17 protein-coding genes and 1 tRNA gene are annotated in these 24,459 nt (G+C 65.2%); 8 read left to right on the top strand and 10 right to left on the bottom strand.

Translation table 11 applies throughout. The annotated features are described in order from the left end of the window. Window positions 1-15 precede the first annotated feature (15 nt). Genes xdhA through xdhC form a run of 3 tightly spaced genes read left to right on the top strand, consistent with a single transcriptional unit; the run spans window position 16 to window position 4,726 of the window. Window positions 16-1,536 (top strand): xanthine dehydrogenase small subunit, encoded by a 1,521-nt coding sequence (gene xdhA / locus KF892_10150; protein MBX3625362.1) that lies wholly within the window; start codon window positions 16-18, stop codon window positions 1,534-1,536. Beyond that, window positions 1,536-3,911, top strand: a complete 2,376-nt coding sequence (gene xdhB, locus KF892_10145; protein MBX3625361.1) for a xanthine dehydrogenase molybdopterin binding subunit — start codon at window positions 1,536-1,538, stop codon at window positions 3,909-3,911. The genes xdhA and xdhB overlap by 1 nt, the downstream gene beginning before the upstream one ends. Before the next feature lie 32 nt (window positions 3,912-3,943). After that, entirely contained in the window at window positions 3,944-4,726 is a 783-nt protein-coding gene (xdhC, locus tag KF892_10140; protein ID MBX3625360.1) for a xanthine dehydrogenase accessory protein XdhC, read from the top strand. Between the two features lie 6 nt (window positions 4,727-4,732). Here the strand turns inward: xdhC and KF892_10135 are convergent, their stop codons facing one another. The 4 genes from KF892_10135 to ppc all read right to left on the bottom strand — a co-directional run bounded on the left by KF892_10135 (window position 4,733) and on the right by ppc (window position 10,330). After that, window positions 4,733-5,539 carry a helix-turn-helix transcriptional regulator gene (locus KF892_10135; GenBank protein ID MBX3625359.1) on the bottom strand — a complete coding sequence of 269 codons (807 nt, stop codon included), beginning with the start codon at window positions 5,537-5,539 and terminating at the stop codon, window positions 4,733-4,735. A 7-nt stretch (window positions 5,540-5,546) separates the two neighbouring features. Then, complete coding sequence (locus KF892_10130) at window positions 5,547-6,191, bottom strand: hypothetical protein (protein ID MBX3625358.1); 645 nt, start codon at window positions 6,189-6,191, stop codon at window positions 5,547-5,549. Between the two features lie 216 nt (window positions 6,192-6,407). Next, on the bottom strand, window positions 6,408-7,310 hold the full coding sequence (locus tag KF892_10125; protein ID MBX3625357.1) for a hypothetical protein: 903 nt from the start codon (window positions 7,308-7,310) through the stop codon (window positions 6,408-6,410). Between the two features lie 245 nt (window positions 7,311-7,555). Further along, window positions 7,556-10,330 carry a phosphoenolpyruvate carboxylase gene (gene ppc / locus KF892_10120; GenBank protein MBX3625356.1) on the bottom strand — a complete coding sequence of 925 codons (2,775 nt, stop codon included), beginning with the start codon at window positions 10,328-10,330 and terminating at the stop codon, window positions 7,556-7,558. Between the two features lie 119 nt (window positions 10,331-10,449). On the opposite strand from ppc, the gene hemC reads away from it, so the two are divergent. The 5 genes from hemC (at window position 10,450) to KF892_10095 (ending at window position 14,616) form a co-directional block, all read left to right on the top strand. Next, the gene (gene hemC, locus KF892_10115) at window positions 10,450-11,391 is read left to right on the top strand and encodes a hydroxymethylbilane synthase (GenBank protein ID MBX3625355.1); all 942 of its coding nucleotides are present in this window, start codon (window positions 10,450-10,452) and stop codon (window positions 11,389-11,391) included. Window positions 11,392-11,395: 4 nt separating this feature from the next. Then, a complete protein-coding gene (locus KF892_10110) occupies window positions 11,396-12,148 on the top strand; it encodes a uroporphyrinogen-III synthase (protein ID MBX3625354.1) in 753 nt (250 codons plus the stop codon). Window positions 12,149-12,231: 83 nt separating this feature from the next. Next, window positions 12,232-13,251 (top strand): uroporphyrinogen-III C-methyltransferase, encoded by a 1,020-nt coding sequence (locus KF892_10105; GenBank protein MBX3625353.1) that lies wholly within the window; start codon window positions 12,232-12,234, stop codon window positions 13,249-13,251. A gap of 8 nt (window positions 13,252-13,259) precedes the next feature. Beyond that, window positions 13,260-14,504: a heme biosynthesis protein HemY gene (locus KF892_10100; protein ID MBX3625352.1), complete on the top strand. Its 1,245-nt coding sequence runs from the start codon at window positions 13,260-13,262 to the stop codon at window positions 14,502-14,504. 35 nt (window positions 14,505-14,539) lie between these two features. Next, window positions 14,540-14,616: transfer RNA gene (locus KF892_10095), tRNA-Arg, on the top strand. Window positions 14,617-14,655: 39 nt separating this feature from the next. Here KF892_10095 and KF892_10090 read toward each other — a convergent pair. The 6 genes from KF892_10090 to KF892_10065 all read right to left on the bottom strand — a co-directional run bounded on the left by KF892_10090 (window position 14,656) and on the right by KF892_10065 (window position 24,296). After that, a complete protein-coding gene (locus tag KF892_10090) occupies window positions 14,656-15,831 on the bottom strand; it encodes a tyrosine-type recombinase/integrase (protein MBX3625351.1) in 1,176 nt (391 codons plus the stop codon). Between the two features lie 403 nt (window positions 15,832-16,234). Then, window positions 16,235-17,356 (bottom strand): hypothetical protein, encoded by a 1,122-nt coding sequence (locus KF892_10085; GenBank protein ID MBX3625350.1) that lies wholly within the window; start codon window positions 17,354-17,356, stop codon window positions 16,235-16,237. Between the two features lie 1,030 nt (window positions 17,357-18,386). Beyond that, a complete protein-coding gene (locus tag KF892_10080; GenBank protein MBX3625349.1) occupies window positions 18,387-19,250 on the bottom strand; it encodes a hypothetical protein in 864 nt (287 codons plus the stop codon). 411 nt (window positions 19,251-19,661) lie between these two features. Continuing rightward, window positions 19,662-20,552 carry an RNA-directed DNA polymerase gene (locus tag KF892_10075; GenBank protein ID MBX3625348.1) on the bottom strand — a complete coding sequence of 297 codons (891 nt, stop codon included), beginning with the start codon at window positions 20,550-20,552 and terminating at the stop codon, window positions 19,662-19,664. A gap of 100 nt (window positions 20,553-20,652) precedes the next feature. Further along, on the bottom strand, window positions 20,653-20,958 hold the full coding sequence (locus tag KF892_10070; GenBank protein ID MBX3625347.1) for a helix-turn-helix transcriptional regulator: 306 nt from the start codon (window positions 20,956-20,958) through the stop codon (window positions 20,653-20,655). A 1,352-nt stretch (window positions 20,959-22,310) separates the two neighbouring features. Continuing rightward, window positions 22,311-24,296 carry an acyltransferase gene (locus KF892_10065; protein MBX3625346.1) on the bottom strand — a complete coding sequence of 662 codons (1,986 nt, stop codon included), beginning with the start codon at window positions 24,294-24,296 and terminating at the stop codon, window positions 22,311-22,313. Window positions 24,297-24,459: the final 163 nt, after the last annotated feature.

Raw genomic sequence — 24,459 nt, 5'->3', positions numbered from 1 at the left:
TAAGCTGTCCTTCACATGAACCCGCAACCGATCCGTTTCTACCACCGTGGTGCCGTCGTCGAGGTGAACGGCCCGCACCCCACCCGCTCCGTGCTGGAGTGGCTGCGCGAAGACGCCCACTGCACCGGCACCAAGGAGGGCTGCAACGAAGGCGATTGCGGGGCTTGCACGGTGGTGGTGGGCGAGCTGGCCGAGTCGGGGGAGGCGCTGTCGCTGAAGACCGTCAATGCGTGCCTGCAGTTCCTGCCCACGCTCGATGGCAAGGCCTTGTTCACCGTTGAAGACTTGAAAGATGCCGAGGGCCTGCACCCCACGCAGCAGGCGATGGTCGAGTGCCACGGCTCGCAGTGCGGCTTCTGCACGCCCGGGTTCGTGATGAGCCTGTGGTCCTGCTATGAGCGGCACCAGGCCTCAGCGACACGGCCCACGCGCCAGCAACTGGCCGATGAACTCTCTGGCAACCTGTGTCGCTGCACCGGCTACCGGCCGATCCTCGATGCGGGGCAGCGCATGTTCGACCTGCCGGCGCGCACGCTCGACGCAGCGCCGGTCGTGAAGGTGCTGCAGGGCCTGCAACGCACTCACCAGGAAAGCGGTGGCCTGCACTACACCGCCTTCAACCGCCAGCTCGGCGGCGGCGAGCGGGTCGACCACTTCCGTGCGCCGCGCACGCTCGAGGCCCTGGCCGGCCTGCGCGAGTACCACCCCGATGCCACGCTGCTGGCCGGCGCCACCGACATCGGCCTCTGGGTCAACAAGCAGTTCCGCCCGCTCGGCGACATCCTCTACCTCGGCGAGGTGAAGGAGCTGCAGCGCATCGACGAGGCGAACGGCGAACTCGTGATCGGCGCCGGCGTGCCACTCGAAGCCGCGTGGCAGGCGCTCGCGCAGCGCGTGCCCACGCTCACCGAGGTGTGGCTGCGCTTCGCTTCGCCGCCGATCCGCCATGCCGGCACGATGGGCGGCAACGTGGCCAACGGCTCGCCCATCGGCGACTCGGCGCCGGTGCTGATGGCGCTCGATGCGCAGCTGGTGCTGCGCAAGGGCACGAGGGTGCGGCGTGTGGCGCTGGCCGAGTTCTATGTCGACTACATGAAGAACCAGCTGCACGCGGGCGAGCTGGTGCAGGCGATCGCGGTGCCGCTGGCGGCGCTGCAGCGTGTGGTGCGCGCCTACAAGATCAGCAAGCGTTTCGACAGCGACATCTCGGCGATCTGCGCGGGCCTGGCGATCGAACTGAAGGGCGACGCGGTGCAGTCGGTGCGCATCGCACTCGGCGGCATGGCGGCCACGGTGAAGCGCGCGACGACGGCCGAAGCCGCGCTCACCGGCCAGTCGTGGACGCAGGCGAGCGTGCAGGCGGCCCAGGCCGCGCTGGCGCAAGACTTCAAGCCGCTCACCGACCTGCGCGCGAGCGCCGCGTATCGCTTGCAGGTCGCGCAGAACCTGTTGCAGCGCTTCTGGCTCGAAACACGGGCGCAAGACCCGCTGCCGCCATCGGCCACCACGGTGTGGGCCCGCGTGGAGGCCACCTGATGAACAAGCCGCTCGACAGCTTTCTGCAAGCACCTTCCGAGGCCCAGGCCTTGCGCGAGGGGCAGCGGGTCGGCATCAGCCGGCCGCACGAATCAGCGCACCTGCACGTGGCCGGCGAGGCGGCCTACATCGACGACCTGCCCGAGCTGGCCGGCACGCTGCACGCGGCACTCGGCCTGTCGCCGGTGGCGCATGGCACGCTGAAGGCCATCGACCTCGACACCCTGCGTGCGATGCCCGGCGTGGTGGACGTGCTGACCGCGGCCGACATGCCTGGCGGCAACGACTGCGGCCCCATCGTGCACGACGACCCCATCCTCGCCGAGGGCGAGCTGCGCTACCTCGGCCAGCCGGTGTTTGCCGTGATCGCGACCAGCCGCGATGCCGCACGGCGCGCCGCCGGCCAGGCGAAACGCGTGCTGTCGATGGAGGCGCTGCCGCCGGTGATCTCGCACCAGCAGGCGCATGAACTCGGCCAGTACGTGCTGCCGCCGATGCACCTCACGCGCGGCGATGCTGCCGCGGCCATCGCCGCCGCGCCGCGTCGCCTGAAGGGCACGTTCGACGTCGGCGGGCAGGAGCAGTTCTACCTCGAAGGCCAGATCAGCTACGCCATCCCGAAAGAGAACGATGGGCTCTTGGTGCACTGCTCCACGCAGCACCCGAGCGAGATGCAGCACGTGGTGGCGCATGTGCTGAAGCTGCAGGCCCACCACGTGCAGGTGGAGTGCCGGCGCATGGGCGGCGGCTTCGGCGGCAAGGAGTCGCAGTCGGCGCTCTTCGCCTGTGTGGCCGCGGTGGCGGCGCGCCGGCTCAAGCGGCCGGTGAAGCTGCGCCTCGACCGCGACGATGACTTCCTCATCACCGGCCGTCGCCACTGCTTCTGGTACGAGTACGAGGTGGGCTACGACGACGACGGCCGTGTGCTCGGCGCCGAGATCACGATGGTCTCGCGCGCCGGCCACTCGGCCGACCTCTCGGGCCCCGTGATGACACGGGCGCTCTGCCACTTCGACAACGCCTACTGGCTGCCCGACGTGGCGATGCACGGCTTCTCGGCCAAGACCAACACCCAGTCGAACACCGCCTTCCGCGGCTTCGGCGGGCCGCAGGGCGCGATCGCGATCGAGAACATCCTCGACACCATCGCCCGCACGCTGGGTAAAGACCCGCTCGACGTGCGCACGCTCAACTATTACGGCCCGAGCGACGGCGACGAGCGGGTGATGACGCCTTACGGCCAGAAGGTCGAGGACAACATCCTGCAGCCGCTCACGGCACAGCTCGAAGTCACGAGCGACTACCGTGCGCGCCGCAAGGCGGTGGCCGAGTTCAACGCCACGAGCCCGGTGCTCAAGCGCGGCATCGCGTTCACGCCGGTGAAGTTCGGCATCTCGTTCAACGTGGCGCATTTCAACCAGGCGGGCGCGCTGGTGCACGTGTACAACGACGGCTCCATCCTCGTGAACCACGGTGGCACCGAGATGGGCCAGGGGCTGAACACCAAGGTGGCGCAGGTGGTGGCGCACGAGCTGGGCGTGGCCTTCGAGCGGGTGCGGGTGACGGCGACCGACACGCAGAAGGTCGTCAACACCTCGGCGACCGCTGCCTCGACCGGCAGCGACCTCAACGGCAAGGCGGCGCAGGACGCGGCGCGGCAGATCCGCGAGCGGCTCGCCGCCTTTGCGGCGGAGCAGGCGGGCGTGGACGCGAGCGAGGTGCGCTTTGCCAACGACAAGGTCTTCATCGGCAAGAACGCGCCGCACGAGCTGTCGTTCGGTGAACTCGTGACCCAGGCCTACCTCGCACGGGTGCAGCTCTGGTCCGACGGCCACTACGCCACGCCGGGCCTGCACTGGAACCGCGACACGATGCAGGGCAAGCCCTTCTTCTACTTCGCGTATGGCGCGGCGGTGAGCGAAGTGCTGGTGGACACGCTCACCGGTGAGTGGAAATTGCTGCGTGCCGATCTGCTGCACGACGTGGGCCGCTCGCTCAACCCGGCGGTCGACATCGGCCAGGTGGAAGGTGCGTTCATCCAGGGCATGGGCTGGCTCACGACCGAAGAGCTGGTGTGGCACCCGCAGACCGGCCTCTTGGCCACGCACGCGCCGAGCACCTACAAGATCCCCACGGCCAACGACTGCCCGCCGGTGCTCAACGTGACGCTCTTCGAAGGCGACAACCCGGCCGACACCATCCACCGCAGCAAAGCGGTGGGCGAGCCGCCGCTGTTGTTGCCGTTCTCGGTCTTCTTCGCGATCCGCGATGCGGTGTCGTCGGTGGGCGGCCATCGCGTCGACCCGCCGTTGACGGCGCCCGCCACCAGCGAAGCCATCCTGCGGGCCCTCCAGGCGGTGCAGGGGCGGCCGTGACGGCCTTGCTGCCAGTCGCCCGCAGCTGGCTGATGGCCGGCGACGAGGCGGTGATCGTCGAGGTGAGCGGGGCGCAAGGCTCGGTGCCGCGCGAGGCGGGCACACGCATGCTGGTGTCTGCCACGCGCACCGAGGGCACGATCGGCGGTGGTCACCTTGAGCTGAAGGCGATCGAGCATGCACGCGGGTTGATCGAGCATGGCGACACGGCCGTGTCGTCTCTGCATTTCCCGCTGGGCCCGGCGCTGGGGCAGTGCTGTGGCGGGGCGGTGACCTTGCGCTTCGAGCGACTCGACGACCGGCAGCTCGACCGTTGGCCTGCGGCGCACGAGTTGTTTCACTTGCAGCTCTATGGCGCGGGGCATGTGGGCCGCGCCGTGGCGCGGCTGCTCGCCGACCTGCCGGTCACGGTGCAGTGGCTCGACGAGCGGCAGGAAGAATTCCCGCTCTCGTTGGGCGCGGGGTGGCCGCCGCACATCCAGGTGCTGGCCGGTGAGGGCATCGAAGATGAGGTGAAGCGGGCCCCGGCGGGCGCCTTCTATCTTGTGATGACGCACCGCCACGACCTCGATCTGCGCATCACCGAAGCCATCCTGCGCCGCAACGACTTCGCCTTCTTCGGCCTGATCGGCTCGAAGACGAAGAAGCAGCGCTTCATCCACCGCCTCGAAGAGCGTGGTGTGCCACAGGCCGCCATCGACCGCATGGTGTGCCCGATCGGGCTGCCGGGCATCACCGGCAAAGAGCCGGAAGTGATCGCGATGGCCGTGGTGGCGCAGCTGCTGCGCCAGGCCAGTGGCCGGGTGGCCCGCTGAGCCGCGTCAGGCTGCTTCCTGCAGCGTGGGCGGCGGGAGGTGGGTCGGCTGGATCGCGAAGGCCTTGGGGTTGAGGAAGCGGGTGGGCGGCCCACCGAAGGCCTTGGTCCACACCCGCGACAGGTGGGCCGAATCGGTGAACCCGGCTTCGTGTGCGGTGGCGGTGAGCGTCATGCCCTGGCCGATGCAGCGCGCGGCGGCGTGGATCTTGAGCGACAGCACGTACTGCCGCAGCGACAAGCCCATCTCGTTCGAGAAGAGGTGCGACATGCGGTAGTAGGACAGGCAAGCCATGTCGGCCAAGGTCTCGAGCGGCTGGCGCGGGTTTCGTGCGAGCGAAGCGGTGACGCGCTCGATGCGCGGGTCCATCGGGCGCAGGGGCGGCAGCATCTGCGTGACCTCGTCGATGGCGTCTTCGTAGACACGACGCGCCTGAGCGATGTCGAGGTCGCCGGCCCAGAGGGCGTGCAGCCGGTCGGTCAGGGCCGGGAAGAGGCTGCGCGGCATGGTCACGTAGCCGGGGTCTTCGAGCCGCGTGTAGGCGCGGTACTTCGGGTGTGTGGGGTTGAGGCCGATGCTGACGAAGGGCTGCGCGGCGGCGTTCATCGCCTTGGGCACGAAAGGCTTGAGCAGGGCCATCTGCACCCGCTGCAGGCGGCCGCCGACCTCGATGTCGATGCCTTCGTCTCGGATGGCGAAGAGCATGGTGCCGGTGTAGCGCTCGGTGCGCGGCGCGACCATGCCGTCGGACGTCGTCATGAAGCCGTCGGCGTAGACGTAGACCTTCGATTGGCGCTGCGCTTGCGCGCGCATCGTGGCGTCAGGGTTTGGAGCCGACATTGCCGTCCTCCAGTTTGGCCAGGTTGGTGTGCAGGCGGGTGAGCGTGCCATTGCGGTAGACCTCGAGCGACAGCTCGGTCTGCTGCACCAGCGCGACCATCGAGTTCTCGTCGACCGACGGGGTGCCCGGCGTGTCGAGCGTGTAGATCACGTCGCCGGGCTTGAGGCCCATGCGTTCGTAGCGGCTTTCCGGCATCACTTCGGTCACCACGAAGCCCGAGGGCGAGCCGGGCGTCAGCAGCACTTCGCTCAGGAAGCTGCGGGCGGTCTGGTGGCGCAGCAGGGTGAGGCGGTGCACGTCGATGCCGGCATTGCGGGTGGCGTAATCGTTGTCATCGTGGGCGTCGGTGCCGAGGCTTGCGGCGGCCTTCGCGAGCTGGCGCTCGGCTTGTGCATCGTCTTCGTCGGTTGCGTCAGCAGCCATCGGCGTGGGAGGCGGAGCCGGCAGTGGCTGGGCCTTCACGAACGTGGCCTTTGCATCGGCGCTGGGTGTGCTCATGGGCAAGCCATCGTCGCTGAGCACGTACCAGGCAAGGGCGCCCACCACGACCGCCAGCCCTGACCCCATGCGCAGCAGCTTCTGCCAGACGGGTGTCTTGTGGGTGATGTGGATGAATCCGCTCATACAACAACCTTGATGTGAACCAAGAATGCCGCGTTCGCCGCCATGCGCCAACGAGGTCAACCCTAGCGTGCAGATTGCACAGGGGTTGTCCGCGCACGGAACGCGTCAGCACGGGCGAAGTGGTGTGCCGAAGCACAAAGCCCCACGGGCCCGTGTGGGCCCGCGAGGCTTGCTTGTCAGGAGGCGGCGGTCAAGACATCACCGCCGCTCGGAGCGTCACGGCGTGACGAAGCTCTTGAGCCAGTTGGTGGTGGCCGGCAGTGCCCACGCGCCGGAGCCGTAGCGGTAGTTGGTGTCGACGGCGAGGATGCCCGTGCACTGCGCACCGTAGGTGCCCAGGCCCATGAAGCAGTGGTCGGCATACAGGTCATTGACTTGATAGTCCTTCACCACCGCCCAGCCCGAGCCATTGGAGCGGAAGCACTCGGTCGGCGAGAGGCCCGAGCACTTCAAACCCGTCACCAGCTCGGCCTGCGAGCGGGCGATCGACTCGGTGCCGCCGACGAACATGTCGCGCTCGCCGTTGATGATGCGCAGGCGGTCGCCCGGCTGGGTGTGCTTGCCGTCGGCCATGCACGATGCGAGGTTGTAGGCCACGGTGTAGGTCGAGCCGGTGCCCTGGCCCATCGAGGCGCGGATGCGGCTGTCGAAGTTGCGCGACAGCACCGAGATGATCGAACCCTGGCTCAGGCCGCCGGTGACCACGCCCTTGGAGCAGTCGGCCTTGGCGCGGGCGCACAGCTTGGCGATGGCGCTGTTGGCGTTGGCACCGTTGAAGATGCACTTGGCGCGGGTGCTGATCGTGGTGCAGGTGCCGAAGCTGCCGTTGTCGTACTCGACGGTCGCAGCCACGAAGCCCTTGGCGGCCATCGCGTCGACGGCGGCCGAGGCCCAGGCGCCGTTGTAGGGCTCACCCGTGCCGCCGATGTGGATGTACACCGGGTACTTGCCGGAAGCGGTGGGTTCCTTGCCGCTGATGCTGAAGGTGGTGCCGCACGACGAGGTGCTGCCGCCCTTGTAGGTGGCGGAGAAGCTGGTCTGTGCGAAGGCGGCGGTGGTGAGGGTCGTGACAACCAGCGCAAAACCGGCGCGCAGGATGTGGCGGGTGAGAAGTCTCATGTATGTCTCCAAGAGGTGTGATGCAACCGGGTATCGATCGGCTTGAAGCTCCCCGGACTGCTGGAGCTTGTTGACTTGCCGTCGCGTCTCTTAAAAGTGGACGCACGTGCATCATTCCTTGGATTCTGAGGTCCTCACTTGTACGGAATTGCTGAGTCGCCTGGGGAAAACCTTGGGTGAGTTTGGGGGATGGGTACTTTGTGAGAATTTTTTACGTACCCGTCCAGAATTACCCGGGGAAGTGTTTACCCGGTATTCCGCAAGCCCGCCGCCACCCCGTTGATGGAGATGTGGATGCCGCGCTTGACGCGCTCGATGGTGGGGTCGTTGTCGCGCTGCGCGCGATAACGCCGCATCAGCTCCACCTGCAAGTGGTTGAGCGGGTCGAGGTAAGGGAAGCGATGCTCGATCGAGCGGGCGAGCGAGGGGTTGGTCGCCAGCCGCTTCTTCTCGCCGGTGATGAGCGAGAGCGCGTCCGACGTGGCGCGCCACTCCGCTTCGATGGCGGCGAAGATCTTCTTGCCCAGGCGCTTGTCCTCCACCAGCTCCACGTAGCGCGCCGAGATGCCCAGGTCCGTCTTCGCCAGCACCATGTCCAGGTTCGACAACAGCGTGCGGAAGAACGGCCACTGCTTGTGCATGCGCTGCAGCAGCAGCAGGCGCTCCTTGCGCTCCTTCACGTTCGAGCCCAGGAACGCATTGATCGCCGACCCGAACCCGCACCAGCCCGGCAACGCCACCCGGCACTGCCCCCAGCTGAAGCTCCACGGGATCGCCCGCAGATCTTCGATCGCCCGCGTCGCCTTGCGCGAGGCCGGGCGCGAGCCGATGTTCAGCTCCGCGATCTCGCGGATCGGCGTGGCCGCGAAGAAGTAATCCGTGAAGCCCGGCGTCTCGTAGACCAGCTTGCGGTACGCCGCCATGCTTGCCGTGCTGATCGCATCGGCCGCCTCCAGGAACGCCTTCGTCGCCGGCTTCGTCGGGTGCAGCAGCGTCGCCTCCAGCGTGGCCGCCACCAGCGTCTCCAGGTTGCGCAGGCCGATCTCCGGGTTCGCGTACTTCGAGTTGATCACCTCACCCTGCTCGGTCAGGCGGATCTGCCCGTTCACCGTGCCCGGCGGCTGCGCCAGGATCGCCTGGAAGCTCGGGCCGCCCCCACGCCCCACCGTGCCCCCGCGCCCGTGGAACAGCCGCAGCACGATGCCGTGCGCCTGCTTCAGTTCATCGAACAACTGCACCAGCGCCGTCTCCGCCCGGTACAGCTCCCAGTTGCTCGTGAAGAAGCCGCCGTCCTTGTTGCTGTCGCTGTAGCCCAGCATCACGTCTTGCTCCGCCCCTGAGCGCACCATCATCTGCGCGATGCCCGGCAGCGCGTAGTACTCGCGCATGATCGGGCCGGCGCGGCGCAGGTCGCCGATGGTCTCGAAGAGCGGCGAGACGATCAGGTCGCAGGTGGCGGAGTCATCCAGGGTCCCCCGCAGAAGGCCGGCTTCCTTCTGCAGCAGCAGCACCTCCAGCAGGTCGCTCACGTCTTCCGTGTGCGAGATGATGTAGTGGCGCAGCGCCTCGCGGCCATAGGCCCGGCGCATCTGGAGCGCCGCCTCGAAGATCGCCACCTCGCCCTGCGTGTGCTCCGAATACTCCGCGCCGTGCACCCGCAGCGGCCGCGCGTCGTTCAAGAGGCGCACCAGCAGCGCGCGGCGCGCCGCTTCATCGAGCGCCGAGTAGTCCGCCTCGAGGCGCGCCACCCGCAGCAGCTCGGCCACCACCGCCTCGTGCTTGTCGGAGCTCTGCCGCAGGTCGACGGTGGCCAGGTGGAAACCGAACACCTGCACCGCGCGCATCAGCGGCTTCAGGCGCGGTGCGATCAGCGCCTGCGCATGGTGCGACTTGAGCGAGGCTTCGATCACCGTCAGGTCCTGCAGGAACTCTTCGCTGCGCGCATACGGCGACTGCGGCGCCACGGCATGGCGCAGCGCCTCGGTGCCGGTCAGTTCGTGCAGCGTGGCCGCCAGCCGCGCATACATGCCGATGAGCGCACGACGATAGGGCTCGTCTTCCCGGTGCGCGCCCTGGTCGGGCGAGGCGGCGGCCAGCGCCTGCATCGCAGGCGTCACCGGGGACAGCAGCGCCGAGATCGACAGTTCAGCCCCCAGCTCGTGCACCTCGGTCAGGTAGTAGCGCAGCGCCGTCTCGCTCTGGCGGCGCAGCGCCATCTGCAGCGTCTCGGCGGTGACGTTGGGGTTGCCGTCGCGGTCGCCGCCGATCCAGTTGCCCATGCGGAAGAAGGGGGCGATGGGGTGGCCGGGCAGGGCCTCTTCCAGCTCGCGGTACAGGCGGGGGATCTGGCGCAGGAAGGTGCTCTGGTAGTAGCTGAGCGCGTTCTCGATCTCGTCGGCCACCGTGAGCTTGGTGTAGCGCAGCATGCGGGTCTGCCACAGCTGGGTGACACGCGCGCGCAGCAGGGCTTCGTTCTGCTCGAGCTCGCGGGTGGTGGCGAGCTTGTCGCGCTGGCTCACGAGTTCGGCGATGGCCCGCTCGGCGTCGAGGATGCTCTTGCGCTGCACTTCGGTCGGGTGGGCGGTGAGCACGGGGGAGATGAAGGCGTGCTCGAGTGTCCTGGCGATCTCGGTGGCGCGGATGTCGGCATCGGCCAGGCGCGACAGGCTCATGGCGAGCGAGCCCTCCTGCAGGTGGCCTTCGCGCTCGTGGTGCTCGCGGCGGCGCACGTGGTGGCGGTCTTCGGCGATGTTGGCCAGGTGGCTGAAGTAGCTGAAGGCGCGGATCACGCTCACCGTCTGGTCGGCCGAGAGGTTCTTGAGCAGGCGGTCGAGGGCGCGGCCGGCTTGCGCATCGTGCTTCAAGCGATAGGCCACCGACAGCCGCCGCACGTGCTCGATCAGCTCGAACGCCGCCTTGCCCTCCTGCTCGCGGATCACGTCGCCGAGGATGCGGCCGAGCAGGCGGATGTCGGTGACCAGGGGCAGGTTCTTGTCGTCGTCGGGCCGGGCGCGGGGCATGGGAGCTCTCAGCAGGAGGAGTGGAGGGGTGCGCGCAATGTAAGGGCTGGCGGGTTACCTGCGGGTTACCAACGCGCGCGGCGGGGGTGGGCGCGAGAGGCCCCTGATAGCATCGCCCGATGTCGCACGCCGCTCCCGCTCCCCTCCTGATCGCCACCCGTGAAAGCCGCCTCGCCCTCTGGCAGGCTGAGCATGTCCAGGCCTTGCTGAAGCAACGTTTCGGGCTCGACGTGGGCCTTCTGGGCATGACGACCCGCGGCGACCAGATCCTCGACCGCACGCTCTCGAAAGTGGGGGGCAAGGGCCTCTTCGTCAAGGAGCTGGAAACGGCGCTCGAAGAAGGCCGCGCGCACCTCGCGGTGCATTCGCTGAAAGACGTGCCGATGGACCTGCCCGACGGCTTCGCGCTTGCCGCGGTGCTGGAGCGCGAAGACCCGCGCGATGCGCTCGTCTCCAACCGCTACGCCTCGCTGGCCGAGCTGCCGCAGGGCGCGAAGGTCGGCACCTCCAGCCTGCGGCGCGTGGTGCTGCTGAGATCGCTGCGGCCCGACCTGCAGATCGAGCCCCTGCGCGGCAACCTCGACACGCGCCTGCGCAAGCTCGACGACGGGCAGTACGACGCCATCGTGCTGGCCGCGGCGGGCCTCAAGCGCCTGGGGCTGGCCAGCCGCATCCGCGCCACCTTCGACACGAACGAGATGCTGCCGGCCGCCGGCCAGGGCGCGCTCGGCATCGAGGTGCTGGCCGATGCCGGGCCCTTGCGGGCGCAACTCGCCGACCTGATCCACCGGCCCACGTGGCTCTCGGTGCATGCGGAGCGCGCCGTCTCGCGCGCACTCGGCGGCAGTTGCAGCATGCCGCTCGCCGCGCACGCGGTGTGGCAAGGCGACACGCTGCACCTGAACGCCGCCTTGGGCCACGGGCATGAGACGACACGGCCGCTGCTGCGCGTGTCGGTGCAAGCCCCCGTGGCCGATGCAGACGCCGCCAGTGCCCTGGGCGAAGACGCCGCGGCACGCCTTCGCGCGCTCGGCGCCGACGGCTATCTCGCGACGACCTGACGCGATGCGCGTGCTCGTCACCCGGCCTGCGGCCCAAGCCGGCGAGTGGGTGCAGCTGCTGCGCAATGCGGGCCTGCAGGCCGAGGCCTTGCCCCTGATCGACATCGCGCCGAGTGGCGACGCCGCGGCGCTCGCCCAGGCGTGGAAGAGCCTGCCCGGCGTGGCCCTGGTCGTGTTCGTGAGCCCCAATGCGGCGACCTGCTTCTTCGATGGCAGGCCCGAGGGCGCCGAGTGGCCCGACACGCTGCTGGCCGCCTCGCCCGGCCCGGGCACGACCCGGGTGCTGCGGGCGCTGGGCGTCCCGACGGTCGTCGAGCCGGCGGCCGACTCGCCGCAGTTCGACTCCGAAGCGCTGTGGCTGCAACTGGCCGGGCATGACTGGCAAGGCCGCCAGGTGCTGATCGTGCGTGGCGCGAGTGGCCGCGACTGGCTGGCCGAGCGGCTGCGCGAGCGGGGGGCGGTGCTGCAGTTCGTGGCGGCGTATGCCCGCGCAGTGCCGGCCCTGTCGACCGAGGCGCAGGCGCTGCTCGACCTGGCGCTGGGCGCACCCGAGGAGCACGTGTGGCTCTTCAGCAGCTCGGAGGCTGTGACGAATCTGCAGACGCTTGCGTCGCATGCGTCCTGGTCGAACACCAGCGCGATCGCCACGCACCCGCGCATCGCAGAGACCGCCCGCAGCCTCGGCATCGGGCGTGTGCTCGAAGCCCGTCCCAGCGCAGAGGCCGTGGTCGCCTGCATACAATCGATCGCACTGTGAACGACGTCGCGCAAACCCCTCTGCCACCTGCGGCCAGCGAGCCTGTCGGGCCGACGGCGGCGCCGCGCCGCAGCCGCTGGGTCCTGGTGCTCGTGGCGCTGCTCGCGTTGGTGGTCGCGGTGAGCCTGGGTCTCGCCTGGTCGGCGCAGCAGCGGGTGCGCAAGCTCGAGCAGGAACTCGTGCGCCGCCAGCAAGACAGCCAGACCCAGTCGGCTGAAGCCCGCCTGCTCGCCAAGCGCGCCGACGAGACGGCCCGCGAGAGCGCCGCCAAGGTGACGCTGCTCGAGGCGCGCCTGGCCGAGGTGTCGATCCAGCGCACGCAGCTCGAAGACCTGATCCAGTCGCTGTCGCGCTCGCGCGATGAAAACGTGCTGGTCGACATCGACGCCGGCCTGCGTGTGGCGCAGCAGCAGGCCACCATCACCGGCAGCGCCGAGCCGCTGGTTGCGGCGCTCAAGCAGGCCGACGATCGCCTCGCACGTTATGCGCAGCCGCGTCTCGAAGGTGTGCGTCGTGCCATTGCCCGCGACATCGACCGTGTGAAGGCTGTGGGCGTGCCCGACATCGCGGCGCTCTCGATCAAGCTCGACGAAGCAATCCGCCTCGTCGACGAGCTGCCGTTGCTGTCGCAGGCCGAGCCACGCAAGGAGGCGAGGCCTGCGGCCAGTGCGCCGAAGGCTGCGGCGAAGGGCGCGTCGGCGCCCGCGTCCGCACCGGCGGGTTGGGCCTCGGCCGTCTCCGACCGCTGGAACGGCCTGATGCAGACCTTGTGGGGCGAGACCCGCACGCTGGTGCGCGTGACCCGCATCGACCACCCCGAGGCCATGCTCGTGGCGCCCGAGCAGGCCTTCTTCCTGCGCGAGAACCTCAAGCTGCGCCTGCTCAACGCACGCCTGGCCGTGCTCAGCCGCCAGTTCGACACGGTGCAGACCGACGTGCAAAGCGCACAGCAGGCGCTGGAGCGCTACTTCGACCGCAGCTCACGCCGCACCGGCGTGGCGGGTGACCTGTTGAAGCAGGTGGCCGCCGGCTCGCGCCAGGTGGGTCTGCCGCGGCCCGATGACACGCTGGCCGCACTGGCGGCCGCCACCGCGGGGCGTTGACCGTCTTCATGCGCGCGGTCGTCTGGTTCATCCTGCTCTTCGTGGTCGCCGTCGTGGCGGCCACCACCTTCGGCGCCAACGATGGGCTGGTGTCGCTCTACTGGGGCGGCTGGCGCATGGACGTGTCCATGAACCTCTTCCTGCTGGCGCTGCTGCTCACCTGCCTGGCGCTCGTGACCATCATCGAGGCGGTGAACGCACTCGTCGGGCTGCCGCGCAAGGCGCACGAGTGGCGCGTGGCGCGCCGTGACCGCACGGCGCAGGCCGCGCTGCGCGATGCACTCGCGCAGTTCTTCGGCGGGCGCTACAGCCGCGCGCAGAAGGCGGCGCAGCGCGCGTTGCTGATCCAGGCCGAAACGCCCGACCTCGCACAAGACAACGAATTCACCGTGCTGGGCCACCTGCTGGCAGCCGGCAGTGCCCACAAGCTGCAAGACCGCGTGCGCCGCGACGAAGAGCTCGAAAAGGCGCTGGAGCTCAGCAGCCGCAGCAGCGCCGCCCGTTCGGCCGAAGAAGGCGCGCGACTCCTTGCCGCCGAGTGGGCGCTCGACGACCGCGATGCGGCGCGTGCGCTGAGCCTGCTGTCGGTCTTGCCCCCCGGCGTGGCGCGCCGCACCCACGCGTTGCGCCTCAAGCTGCAAGCCTGCCGCCTCGCCCAGCAGCCGCACGAAGCGCTGAAGACCGCACGCCTGCTGGCCAAGCATCAAGCCTTCTCCAAGACTGCGGCGCAAGGCCTGCTGCGCTCGCTGGCCTTCGAATCGCTTGACGGCGCACGCGATGCCGATCAGGTGCGCCGCACCTGGTTCGCACTCGATGCGGCCGATCGCCGCGACCCGCTCGTGGTGGCGCGGGCAGCAGAGCGCATGGCAGCCTTCGGCTCGCAAGCTGAAGGGCGTGCGTGGCTGCGGCCCTTCTGGGATCGGCTGGCTGACTTCAGCGAAGACGACCGTGTCGCCCTCGCCGAGGGTCTCGTGGCGTGCATGGATGGCCTCGCCCCCGACTGGCTCGCGCGGCTGGAGGCTGCGGCTCAGGCTCACCCGCGTGAGGCCGCCGTGGCCTATGCCGTGGGCTGCGCGCTGGCCGAGCGCGAGCTGTGGGGCAAGGCGCGCGTGCTGCTGGAACAGGCGGCCTCGGCGCCCGGGCTGCAAAAAGCCTCGCGCCGTCGGGCCTGGCTGTTGCTGGCGAAGCTCGCCGATCAGCAGTCGGACGTTGAACGTGCGGCCTCTTGTTATCGCGAAGCGGCGTCTTTGTAGACGGCCCTAAAGTTGGTGTTATAGTGCGAGGCTTCGCGGCTGTAGCTCAGTTGGATAGAGTACTTGGCTACGAACCAAGGGGTCGTGGGTTCGAATCCTGCCAGCCGCGCCACTTTTCTTAAGTGATTCAACAGCCTAGGGGCTCACGTCCTTAGGCTGTTTTCTTTTCGTCGGGGACTTTTGGGGGAGTGGCCTCCGCCCGCGCCGCCTCTTGTTCCAGCCTGAGCGTCGCCAGGCTCTTGTTCCACCTTCCGGTGTCATCCTTGATCTTGTCCAGCGCGGCGTGCAGTTCGACGATCTGCGCCATGCTGTAGTGGTGCGTCATCGAGCGACTGGTATGCCACAGGATGTCGCCCACCGTCGCCTCAGAAACACCAGCCTCGCGCAGCCGCATGCCGGTTGTATGCCGGAGATCGTGCACATGCAGGTCGCCGAGCCCGGCCTCCTGCCGTGCCCGCTGCCACGCCGTGTTGTTCATCGTCTCGATGCCATGCGGCTTCGCCTTGCCGGCGCTGCCGTCCCGCTTGAGGCGTTGATACACAAAGACGAGCTCCGGGTGCTGGCCACGCACGGCTTCGATGACCGACTGGGCAACGCTGTTGCAGACCAGCAAACGCGAACGCTTGCGGCCTTTGACGTTGACTGCCGGCACCTCAAAGACACTGATGCCCAGCTCGGGGATGCGGATCTCCCACTCCCAGCTTAGGCTGCACACCACGTCGTCGCGCGCGCCGGTGTTCAGCACAAACAGCGACATGCGCGCCAAGTGGGCCGGCAGCTTGGGCAACAGTTGCCGTTGTTGCGGCCAACTGATGGGCTGAGGGTCTCGCTGGTGGCCCACTAGGGGCAACATGGTGATGTGAGGCGCCTGATCAAGCCAAGTGTGGCCGTTTTCGTGTCGCCAGACGGTCGCGCACAGGTTCAACACCCGGCGCACGATGCCCAGTTCGAGATTCACGGTCTTGTGCTTGCGGCCTTCGGCCAAACGTCGGGTGACATGTGGCTCCAGCGTGCCGTCGTGCACTTGGTTGATGGGCAGGTGCCCGATCGTCGGCATGACGCTTTTCAGGTGGTAGGTCTCGTTGACGAGAGAAGGCTTTCCCTTGTGCTTGAGCAGGTAGTACGCAGCGGCTTCGCTGAAGAGTCGTTCGGGGCGTTCGCCATGTAGCTTGATTGCACGCAGCTTCTCCAGCTCCTTGATCAACCACCTTTCCGCTTCTTCAAAACTGACGAAGCCACGCTGACGAAGTCGAGTGTGTCGCCACCATTTGTCGACTTGCCAGGTTCCGTCTTTTTCGGGGTAGATGCCCCGAGTCTGTTGGCCCATGAGTGTTCTCCTTTCGACGAGATGGGCCGTCCATTCCGGCGTTGATTCTGCTCTGAACAGGAAGCCGCTGCCACTTCCCCCTCAGTGCTTGCATTCAAAGGTGCGGCGGCTTGGGAGCCAGCCTCGGTCATGAATCGATCGAAGAGCCGGTCCACTTCGACCTTGTCGAAAATCAGGCAGGAGCCCTGCCTGATGGCACGCAGGTGTGGTCGCCAAACCTCGTCGAACGTTCGGCGCTTTACACCGACATATGCAATGGCTTGGGCGTGAGTCAAACCTCGAGCTGTCATGGCGCGGTGCTACTGCGTAATCGGGCGGAATTCGCTCAGCGAGATGCCCACCGCCGGCGCTTGCTTGGCAGTCGCCACGCCGGCCGTGGACATCTCTCCCATGCCGTCATGATTTATCGTGAAGGCCGGACAAGACCCTTGGTCTTGGCAAGCCAGATCGCCGCGTGTACCAGCTCGGGCGCGACGGCAGCTTCATCTTGCGGCGGAGGAGCGGAAAGCTTTGGCAGTGCGACCAGCGTCTGGTCACGGAACATGTCGTCGTAGCGCATGACCCATTCCTTGCCATCCGCACTGCTGACGTGAAAGCAGCAATAGTCGGCCGTGTCGTCGCCCGCCCGCAGCAGCCACCAGTAGCGTTCCTCCTCGTCGTTGTAGTACATGGTGTCCCAGTCCCACCCCCACTGGTCGTCGACAATGGTCTTCATCGCCATGAGCTGGCTGGACTGTTCTTGCGCAGCCATCCATCCCAAAAGCACAGGCAGAGGCACAAGCAGAAGGGGATCGTCTGCCCGAACGGCGATCAAGCGACTGGAGGCCCAAGGCGACACATAGTGGCTCCCCACAACATGCTTCTTGTTGTCTGTCCCGACCTTCCAAACCGGCCATGCGTCGCTTGCCAGGCACTCAGTGATCAGATTCAGGCTTTCGTCGAATTCGCACACCCAAAGCACCCGCACCCCAAGCTTCATAGCTGCGCGCAAAGCATCGGCGGTCGAAAGCTTGGACTTCACCGTGCGCTCGTACTCGAGCGCGAAGGTAGTGCTCTCGAACCGAAGCATCGCGTCCACAAGCTTGCGGTACTTCTCCGTTCGGCGTTGCGTGTAGTCAGTCTGGAGCAACTCAGCTCCAGACTGCACCCATCGTGCTGCGAGGTAGGCGACCTTCATGTCGTGGTCGACCTGGCCAGCACGCACTGAGTCTCGGTCACATTCATAGGAATGCCTGCGCCCGGGTTTCAGCTTCATGGCTTCGTCACGCCCGAGCGGAGCCAGGATCGTGACGCTCACCGGTTGCCGGAACATCGTTTCGGCAAGCATCACCTTCTTGACAAGCCCGATGTTGGCCATCCGCCTCAGCAGCGAGTAGACATTGCTCAATCGGATGTTGAGAAGCGCCGCAACGATTTTTGGGGTCGTTGCGTGGGTCATGTACAGGAAGAGAAGTACGACTCCGATCTTTTGCTTGCCGCGCTTCTTCGCTGCTTCGCCGGGAATGAGGGAGTGCGGATTGGCCATGAGGTTCTCGAGTTGTTCGGGAAACCACATCAAACCGCAGGTCAGCTCAAAACCAATGAGTCTTATACGCACATTTTTTTCACATCCCCCTTGTTCTGGTGTTCCGCAATCTAGTTGCTAGTTGCTAGTAGCTCTAGTGAACTAGTAGTGAGTGAGCTCACCAATGACTAGTAAGCAGGTCATGCAGCATGTAGCTTGCTATTACGCTAGTTGTGTGGATTCGTCTTCTCCGTGGTCTCTTCCGATCCGCTTCCGATCCCGTGCCTATCGGATAAGTGCACGGAGCGCCGTACGGGCACCACTCCGTGCGCCAACAGAGGCTCTTCGGGGCGGCTGGACGCCGCCCACGCCTCCTAGCCCCGCTGGACGCGGGGCTTGTCGCCTCCGCGGTGTCGGGTCGCGCCTCCCCCTTCCGCGGCCAGCGGCCGCGGACCCCGCTTCGCGGGGGAACCCGGCTCTGCCGGCTCCTTTTTCGTGATGCGCTGCGCGCATCCCGCTGCAGTCGGCCCTCCGGGCTGCGGCTGGACGCCGCACCGCAGACCCGGGTTCCCCCGCGCCTAAGGCTCGGGGGAGGCGGGGGCTTCGCCCCCCGCGGCAGGCACCGGCGCTGGGGCGCCTCAAACGGCTGGGGCCGTTTGTGCCAGTCCGCGGCGCCCCCCGCCTGAACCAGACCCCGCTGGGGCGGGGTGCAGGTTCAGGGGCTACGCGGCGCCTGCCGCTTGCCCCGCCGCTGCGCGGCGGCCCCTATTTCTAGGTTGGCGGTATCGACGGAGTTTCATGACCGACTTGTCGCGGATCCCGATAGGCTGATCGCCGGGAGAGGCTGCGGTTTCCGACATTGCGTCCAGAACACACTGGGTCGGACCGCCAGATCTGAATGGCTGCATCAGACTGAACGGAGACATTCAGCTCGGAAAGTTGAGCTGGGTCTCGATGGCGGAAGAGCTAGCTGTGCATTGCTCCTGGCTTTGATTTGCGCCAGCCGCGCATTTGCCAAGGGGAATTGAGCGTATGGGATGCATGCTGCGGACTAGTCATTGATCGCTAGTCGGAACTCTTCGCGTAGCAATCGGACTTGACCTTCAAGCGTAATGCCCTCCGAAGTCCGTCCATCCGGCGCCTTCCATTCATTGTCGCGATTGGCAACCCGGAAGAAGAACAGTTTGTCTACAACATAACCATTGCCTTTGAAGTACCGGCCCACTACGTAGTCGCGCTTCTCAGCCGCGTTGCGTTCGAACGGCAGAGAGATCTTTGTAGGGAGCGAGTCGCTACCCGAGTCAGTATTGTTTACGGTGATTTCGTAGCTCAGGTGATCACATTCCGGAAACGTGAGCCAAGCCCAGCTATGTTTGTCGTCGCCTCCTGTTTGCCACCAGCCCTTGTAGCGGTCTAAGAAGGGGAAAAAAAGAGCCTTGGCCGTGACCTGATGACCACGTTTATTCAGCGCATCCAGGACACATTTCATGACGGCATCTTGCTCAATATTTAGCTCATAGCGATCACCGATTGAATACGTCTGGCCGCGGCCCTTTGCATCACGCAAATGAAAGTTCTGGCTTGTGCCGGAGGTCTTCTGGACTGAAAGGGTCTGGTATGCCACGTACAGGCCGTCGCCAACAATGTTCACCTCGGCCTGCGCACTTCCCGGCCCAGTAGATATTTTGTAGGTGCCGCCCTTATATGTGAGTTGGGCGGCCAGCTGAGCTTCATTGGCGTCTTTTATAGTGATCTTGTAGGACTTCACTTTGATGCCTCTGAACAGGTAGCTGTTCCCAGAGACCAGCGGTAACGCTCCTGGATCCCTTACGGAAACGATCTCGATATTTTCGTAGGTCACTCCGATCGAGGAGGAGTTCGCTATGGATGCACCAATGCCAGTCAGGGCCAACACGCTTGCGTCAATTCCTGCTTTCAAATCTCGGTTGCTTGACAACTGGGCATTGGACAAAGAGCGGTGTGTTTGCAGGGCGCCTGTCGGGAGGGCCGCACCCACAGCGCCTAGCCCACCATCAACCCACTGTGCTCCAAGCTGCAGATCGGAAACAGGTACTGGAAGTGGTCGAAATGACGCGAAGGGCGAAGTTGGCTTAACCTGTGGAGGCGACGTGGAAGACGCGCAGGCGATCAAAAGAGCTGCCCCAGTGGTAGCCGCCCAGAGCCATTTAGTTCTCATCATCTCTCCATCATTTGAAGTCACCACAGATGCGCGACAGACAGTTCAGAGGCACTCCTGGCGCCCTGACTGCAGCTGCGGCCGCTCAAAACTGGTCGCGGCCATTCGGCGCCGATCAATCACAAGGTACTACGTCTTATCCGTCGGAGGTTCAGCAGACCGGAAAGCTGACTGCCCGTCCTTCTCAAGCGGCGGGGCGGGTTGCCGCTTGTAGCGTTCGATGAGACCGGCTGCTGCTGCAGGGTCTATGGCTTGCGCGGCTGCTAGCTTCCCCCGCAACTGATTCAGAAGCGTAAGGTCGCCAGCATGGACAGAGTCGATGACTTTGACCAGAGCCTGGTGCTGCTTGTTCCTTAGTCGTAGCTGGCCCTTGTCTAGAGCAACACCCGTAACCACGCCCGGTGTCCCCGGCGCTACGAATTTTTCTTTGTGAGTTACGAGACCAAATCGTTGGATCTTGGCTTTGACTTCATGAAGAAGTGCGGTCGTTGCATGCAGGCCTGACATCGTAATGTCGTCCACATAAAGTGTTATGACCACGTTAGAGCGCGAGCACAACTCTTCGATGCTCGCAAACATCTTGCGATGAACGAAGTACGAGAGCAGTGGGCTTATGCAACTGCCTGTTGGAAGGTGATCGTGAACAGTGCAGGCCCTCGCGACAAGCCTTGCGGCATCGTGAGACCAACCAAGATCTTGGAAGAAGAACCTCTTAACGTGGGCGTAGCTTGTGCTCTCGTAGAACTTGCGAATATCAGTCTTGACGATTGCGTGGCCCGCGCGGTGGGCGTCTGCGTTTGTAATGTAGGAGCGCTTCTTAGTCGCAGAGTGCAGGAAAGTCGGGCGCTGAATGCGATCAAGCAACTGCACCAAACTGTAGTGAAGGTGCATGGTCGCACCAAGTGGCTCTTGGACGTCCCTCGCTTTGGGCGTGTTGGGTTTGTCGACGAACTCGTTGTACGTCGGTGCGGCGGCAATGGCTTCAAGAACGTCGGGCGTGGTACCCAGCAGTTCTGCCAACTTGTGCAAGCTAGGCTGCCTCCAGAGTGGCGATCTCTCGATGGGATAGCGACCCGATTTGTTCTTCCGAAGCCCGCTCCTACGCGCTGCCTTCTCTCGCCTATGTGCGCTGTTCGGCATGCTCATCAATCCAATCTAGGACTTTCAAAAGCTTTGCCGCCATTGCCAGACGCAACTTCTCACTGCGCTTTTCGGAATCCAGTTGCTCGGAGAACAACATGAGACTGGATGCGGGCACTTTAAAAATGGCCGCATATCGGTTCAGAAGATCGATCGTTATGGCATGTGCCTTTAGACCTGATTCGATCTCAGAAAGATAGTTGTTCGAAATCCCGAGTTCGTCGGCCAAGTCTTGCTGACGCATGCCGTGATACCGACGGAGATGGCGTAACGCTGAATGCAACATGTCTTTTGCGATAAGGCTGAATAAAGCAGGGGGCCGATCGTCATCCACAACCTTTAGTCGAAGAACCGAAAAATTGCCGTTGCAACTTTCAGCCATCGCATCAAGACTGCTGGTGTCGCTGGACGCATAAAGGCTCTCAACAACTTGGCCAATGCACGTCGCCAAACACTACCTTTCGACCGTCGTCCCTTGTTGGTCGTACGAGTTTCCATACACTGTCCCTTCAGTTACGCATGCACAGCGGGATTGCTATGCACGTCCAGCCCGTAACTAGGGAATGAGAAGGACGACTTCTCCCTGCCAATCCATCCGCGCGGATGCCGCTCCAGCCGGCATCCGCCACCGCCCGCCGCACATCGACCGGCACAGGGCCGTCGGATCGCGTGACCGGGGTACTGTTTGGGGAGTTTCCTCCCCGCAGACCACAAGTGGTCCGGGTACTACTCTGGCTTATCTCCACACCAACGGGACGGAGCGTACCATGACTTCGCTCACAGCGAAATAACTTTCTTTCCGTGCGTACCGTTTAACCCGGTGTCGGTAGCCACTGAGCAAGTCACGACCGACAGCAATCGCTGCATTGCGGCCGTTCGAGAGTGCATCGTTCGGAGCCCACCGACCTAAATGGCCGCATTGGCACAATGCGCCGCATGTTTGTCCCGCAAGAGCGTATGAGGTCAAACCAGAGTGTTGACTAGGGTGAGATGTGCTGAGGAGCAGATCGCAGCAGGAGCCTCTTGGGATCGAACGCTGGACTGCGAACCCGCTCTCTGTCTGAGACCCTCTGACGGCCTGCAGCTACATGGTCGGAGCCTTCCGCCGTCGATCGCTGCTCTGTGCCCGATACCTTCCCAGCTCGCGGTGATTCCAGGAAGCTGATCTGGTCTGCGTCCTCCTGCGGCTTGGCTGGGCGGCCGCCGCGATTCCGCCGAGCCAGTTCTTCTGGCACCCTCGTAGTCCGTACCAGCCTGGGGCCGCCTTTCGCTCGGCAAATCCGACCGAAGCTTCGATTTCGATCCAGCTTTGGGCGATCCGAAGAACGCGTATCACTGGTGTGAGCACCTTCCTGGGATTCCGATCACTTCCGGACTACATCTGTTTGAGCTACGAGTCAGATGCCGAGCGCGAGCGGCCACGGCCACACGCCGACGCTGCTGCAGGGCGCGAGGTTCAAGAGAACGTTGCGGAGGTCTGACGGCTCGTCTTCATGGAGCACCCATCGCACTGCCCCACGCTGGACTCTCGAGGATTGGGAGTGATTAGAGGCGCTTGGCGAAGTCGCCGAGGCAGGCGGGCCAAACCCACCCAGGCCCAGCGATCCTCAAGGAGATGTTGGCGCTACAGAGGTGCCGTTAGTTCGCCAGCCGGCTCACCACAGCAGGCTGGCCCATCTGAGCCTCCAAGGCCAGTGCCCAACGAGCACTGCCCGAGCGAGCTAGGTGACCGTTGTCGTAGTAGACAGGGTCGCCGTCGACAATTGAGGCACACATGCCGGTTTGGCACAGCACACGTGATGGCGAGAACGACCCGGCGATGAAGGGCCGGTTGCGCTCCTTGGCCTGGAAGAAGAAGGCCGTTTGCTCGCGGTAGTCTGCCGCGCTGTAGTCAAGATTTGCCTTGGTGCCACGCAGCAGTGCCAGCGCGGCGGCTCGAGGCACGTCTTCGCGCGCTCCAGGGACGGGCTCCCAGAGATAAACGGCCTTGCCTCCCGCATGAAGCTCGCGCACCGTGGCGTCGAACCGCTGGTGAAACAACGCCACGGACCCTGCCTCGCCGAGGTGCCGATCAGGCGAGGTACTGAGGCGGCCTTCGATAGCTTGGCGCCACGAGGAGACAAGAAACACGTTCTTGATCTGTGGGTCTGTAAGCGCCGCAGCCATCATGGCTTCGTTCAACGAGTGGCATGTCGTGCCCGCACGTTGCACGTGCACGCCTCTCAGCGGTGGACAGGAGTTCATGAAGGCGAAGCGGGCGGCCTGCCCAGTCTTCTTCAGCCACAGGTCGATGGCATCCTGGGCGGCCCACGCGTGAGAGTCGCCCCAGATCACCCACGTCGGAGCCTGGCCATCCGTGCCGAGGGAACAAGACGGTGGGGTGGCTTGCCCGCCCTGCGCACGGAACTCCGCGCAGCGCTCGCTGGGCCGATCCATGGCGAATGCAGCGATCCTTGCGACGTCGGGTGGCACGCGTTGTGGCAGGCCTTTTGTCGTGATCACCGTGGCACACACCACGATGCTCAACGCCAGGCCTGCGCCATAACCCTGCGCGAACCCTCGAGCGCTCGACAGCACACGCCCGTGGCGAAACGGCATCTCGACCCAGCGGTACAAAATCGCTGACGCCACAAAGCACACCGCCAGCATCGCCAGACGCCAACCCAACGTGTATCCCTCGCCCAGCTCGTTCGACGCAAATACGTTGATCGGCCAGTGCACCAGGTACAACGAATACGAGATGCGGCCGATGGCCGCCACCGGCTTCATCGACAGCACGCGCGTCGACCAGGCGCCCGGCGCGCCGCCCGCAAGCAAGAGACTTGCAGCGCCGAGCGTAGGCAGCAAGGCGAAGACCCCTGGAAACCGGGTTTCCGGGCTGTAGGCCGCAATAGCCGCGGCGATGAGCAGCGCGCCCAGGACGCCCAGAAGGTGGGCGCCGCCTGTATGCCGTACGCGGGGCACCCAGGTCAGCAGTGCACCGATCAGCAGCTCCCACGCACGGGTAGGCATCAGGTAGAACGTCGCTTCCGGCTTGGAGCCCACGAACGCCACGTTCAGGCCGAACGACAGCAACGCCACCCCGAGCACAACCCACGGCGCCTGCGCCCGCCAGCGCTTGAGCACGACAACGAGGAACAGTGGATAGAGGATGTAAAACTGTTCTTCGACCGAGAGCGACCAAGTGTGGAGGAGGTAGATGTTTCCGGCCTGTAGGCCGAAGTAGTTGACGTTGCGCCAGAAGTAGACATTGGCCACATAGAACTGCGTCGCCGCGACTTCCTCGGCTAGCTGCTTGAAGTCAGCTTGCAACAGTCGCAGTGCTCCATATGCCAACACCAGCGCCAGCACGACAAAGAGAACCGGCGCCAGACGGCGCAAGCGCTTGACCCAGAAGTCGACCAGTGAAAACTGCTGCGCCGCGACTTGCTGGCGCACGATGGATGTGATCAGATAGCCCGAGATCACAAAGAACACGTCGACGCCGACGAAGCCGCTCTTGCCGGCAGAGAAGAGATGGAAATGGAAGACGAGCACCAGCAGGACGGCGATCGCCCTGAGCCCGTCGATGTCAGGCCGGTAAGCAATGCTCCCTCGGCGTGCATGTTCTTGATTGATCTTCATCCCCTGCTTTCTTGATGTTGACTCGTGGTGCGCCAAAGTGATTCTTGCAAGTCCTCGCATTCCGGCCGCAGCAGCTGCCGGGGAGGGGCGAATAGAAGGCAGTAGCGTATGTGCAGCCAGTACATGAGGATGGGCGTTCCGCGAACCCATCGTCAGATGTGGC

Origin of the sequence: Rhizobacter sp. (assembly GCA_019635355.1) — a bacterium.
Taxonomy (GTDB): domain Bacteria; phylum Pseudomonadota; class Gammaproteobacteria; order Burkholderiales; family Burkholderiaceae_C; genus Rhizobacter.
The sequence above is the reverse complement of the archived record's forward strand: the minus strand, read 5'-3'. Positions and strand labels throughout refer to the sequence as shown.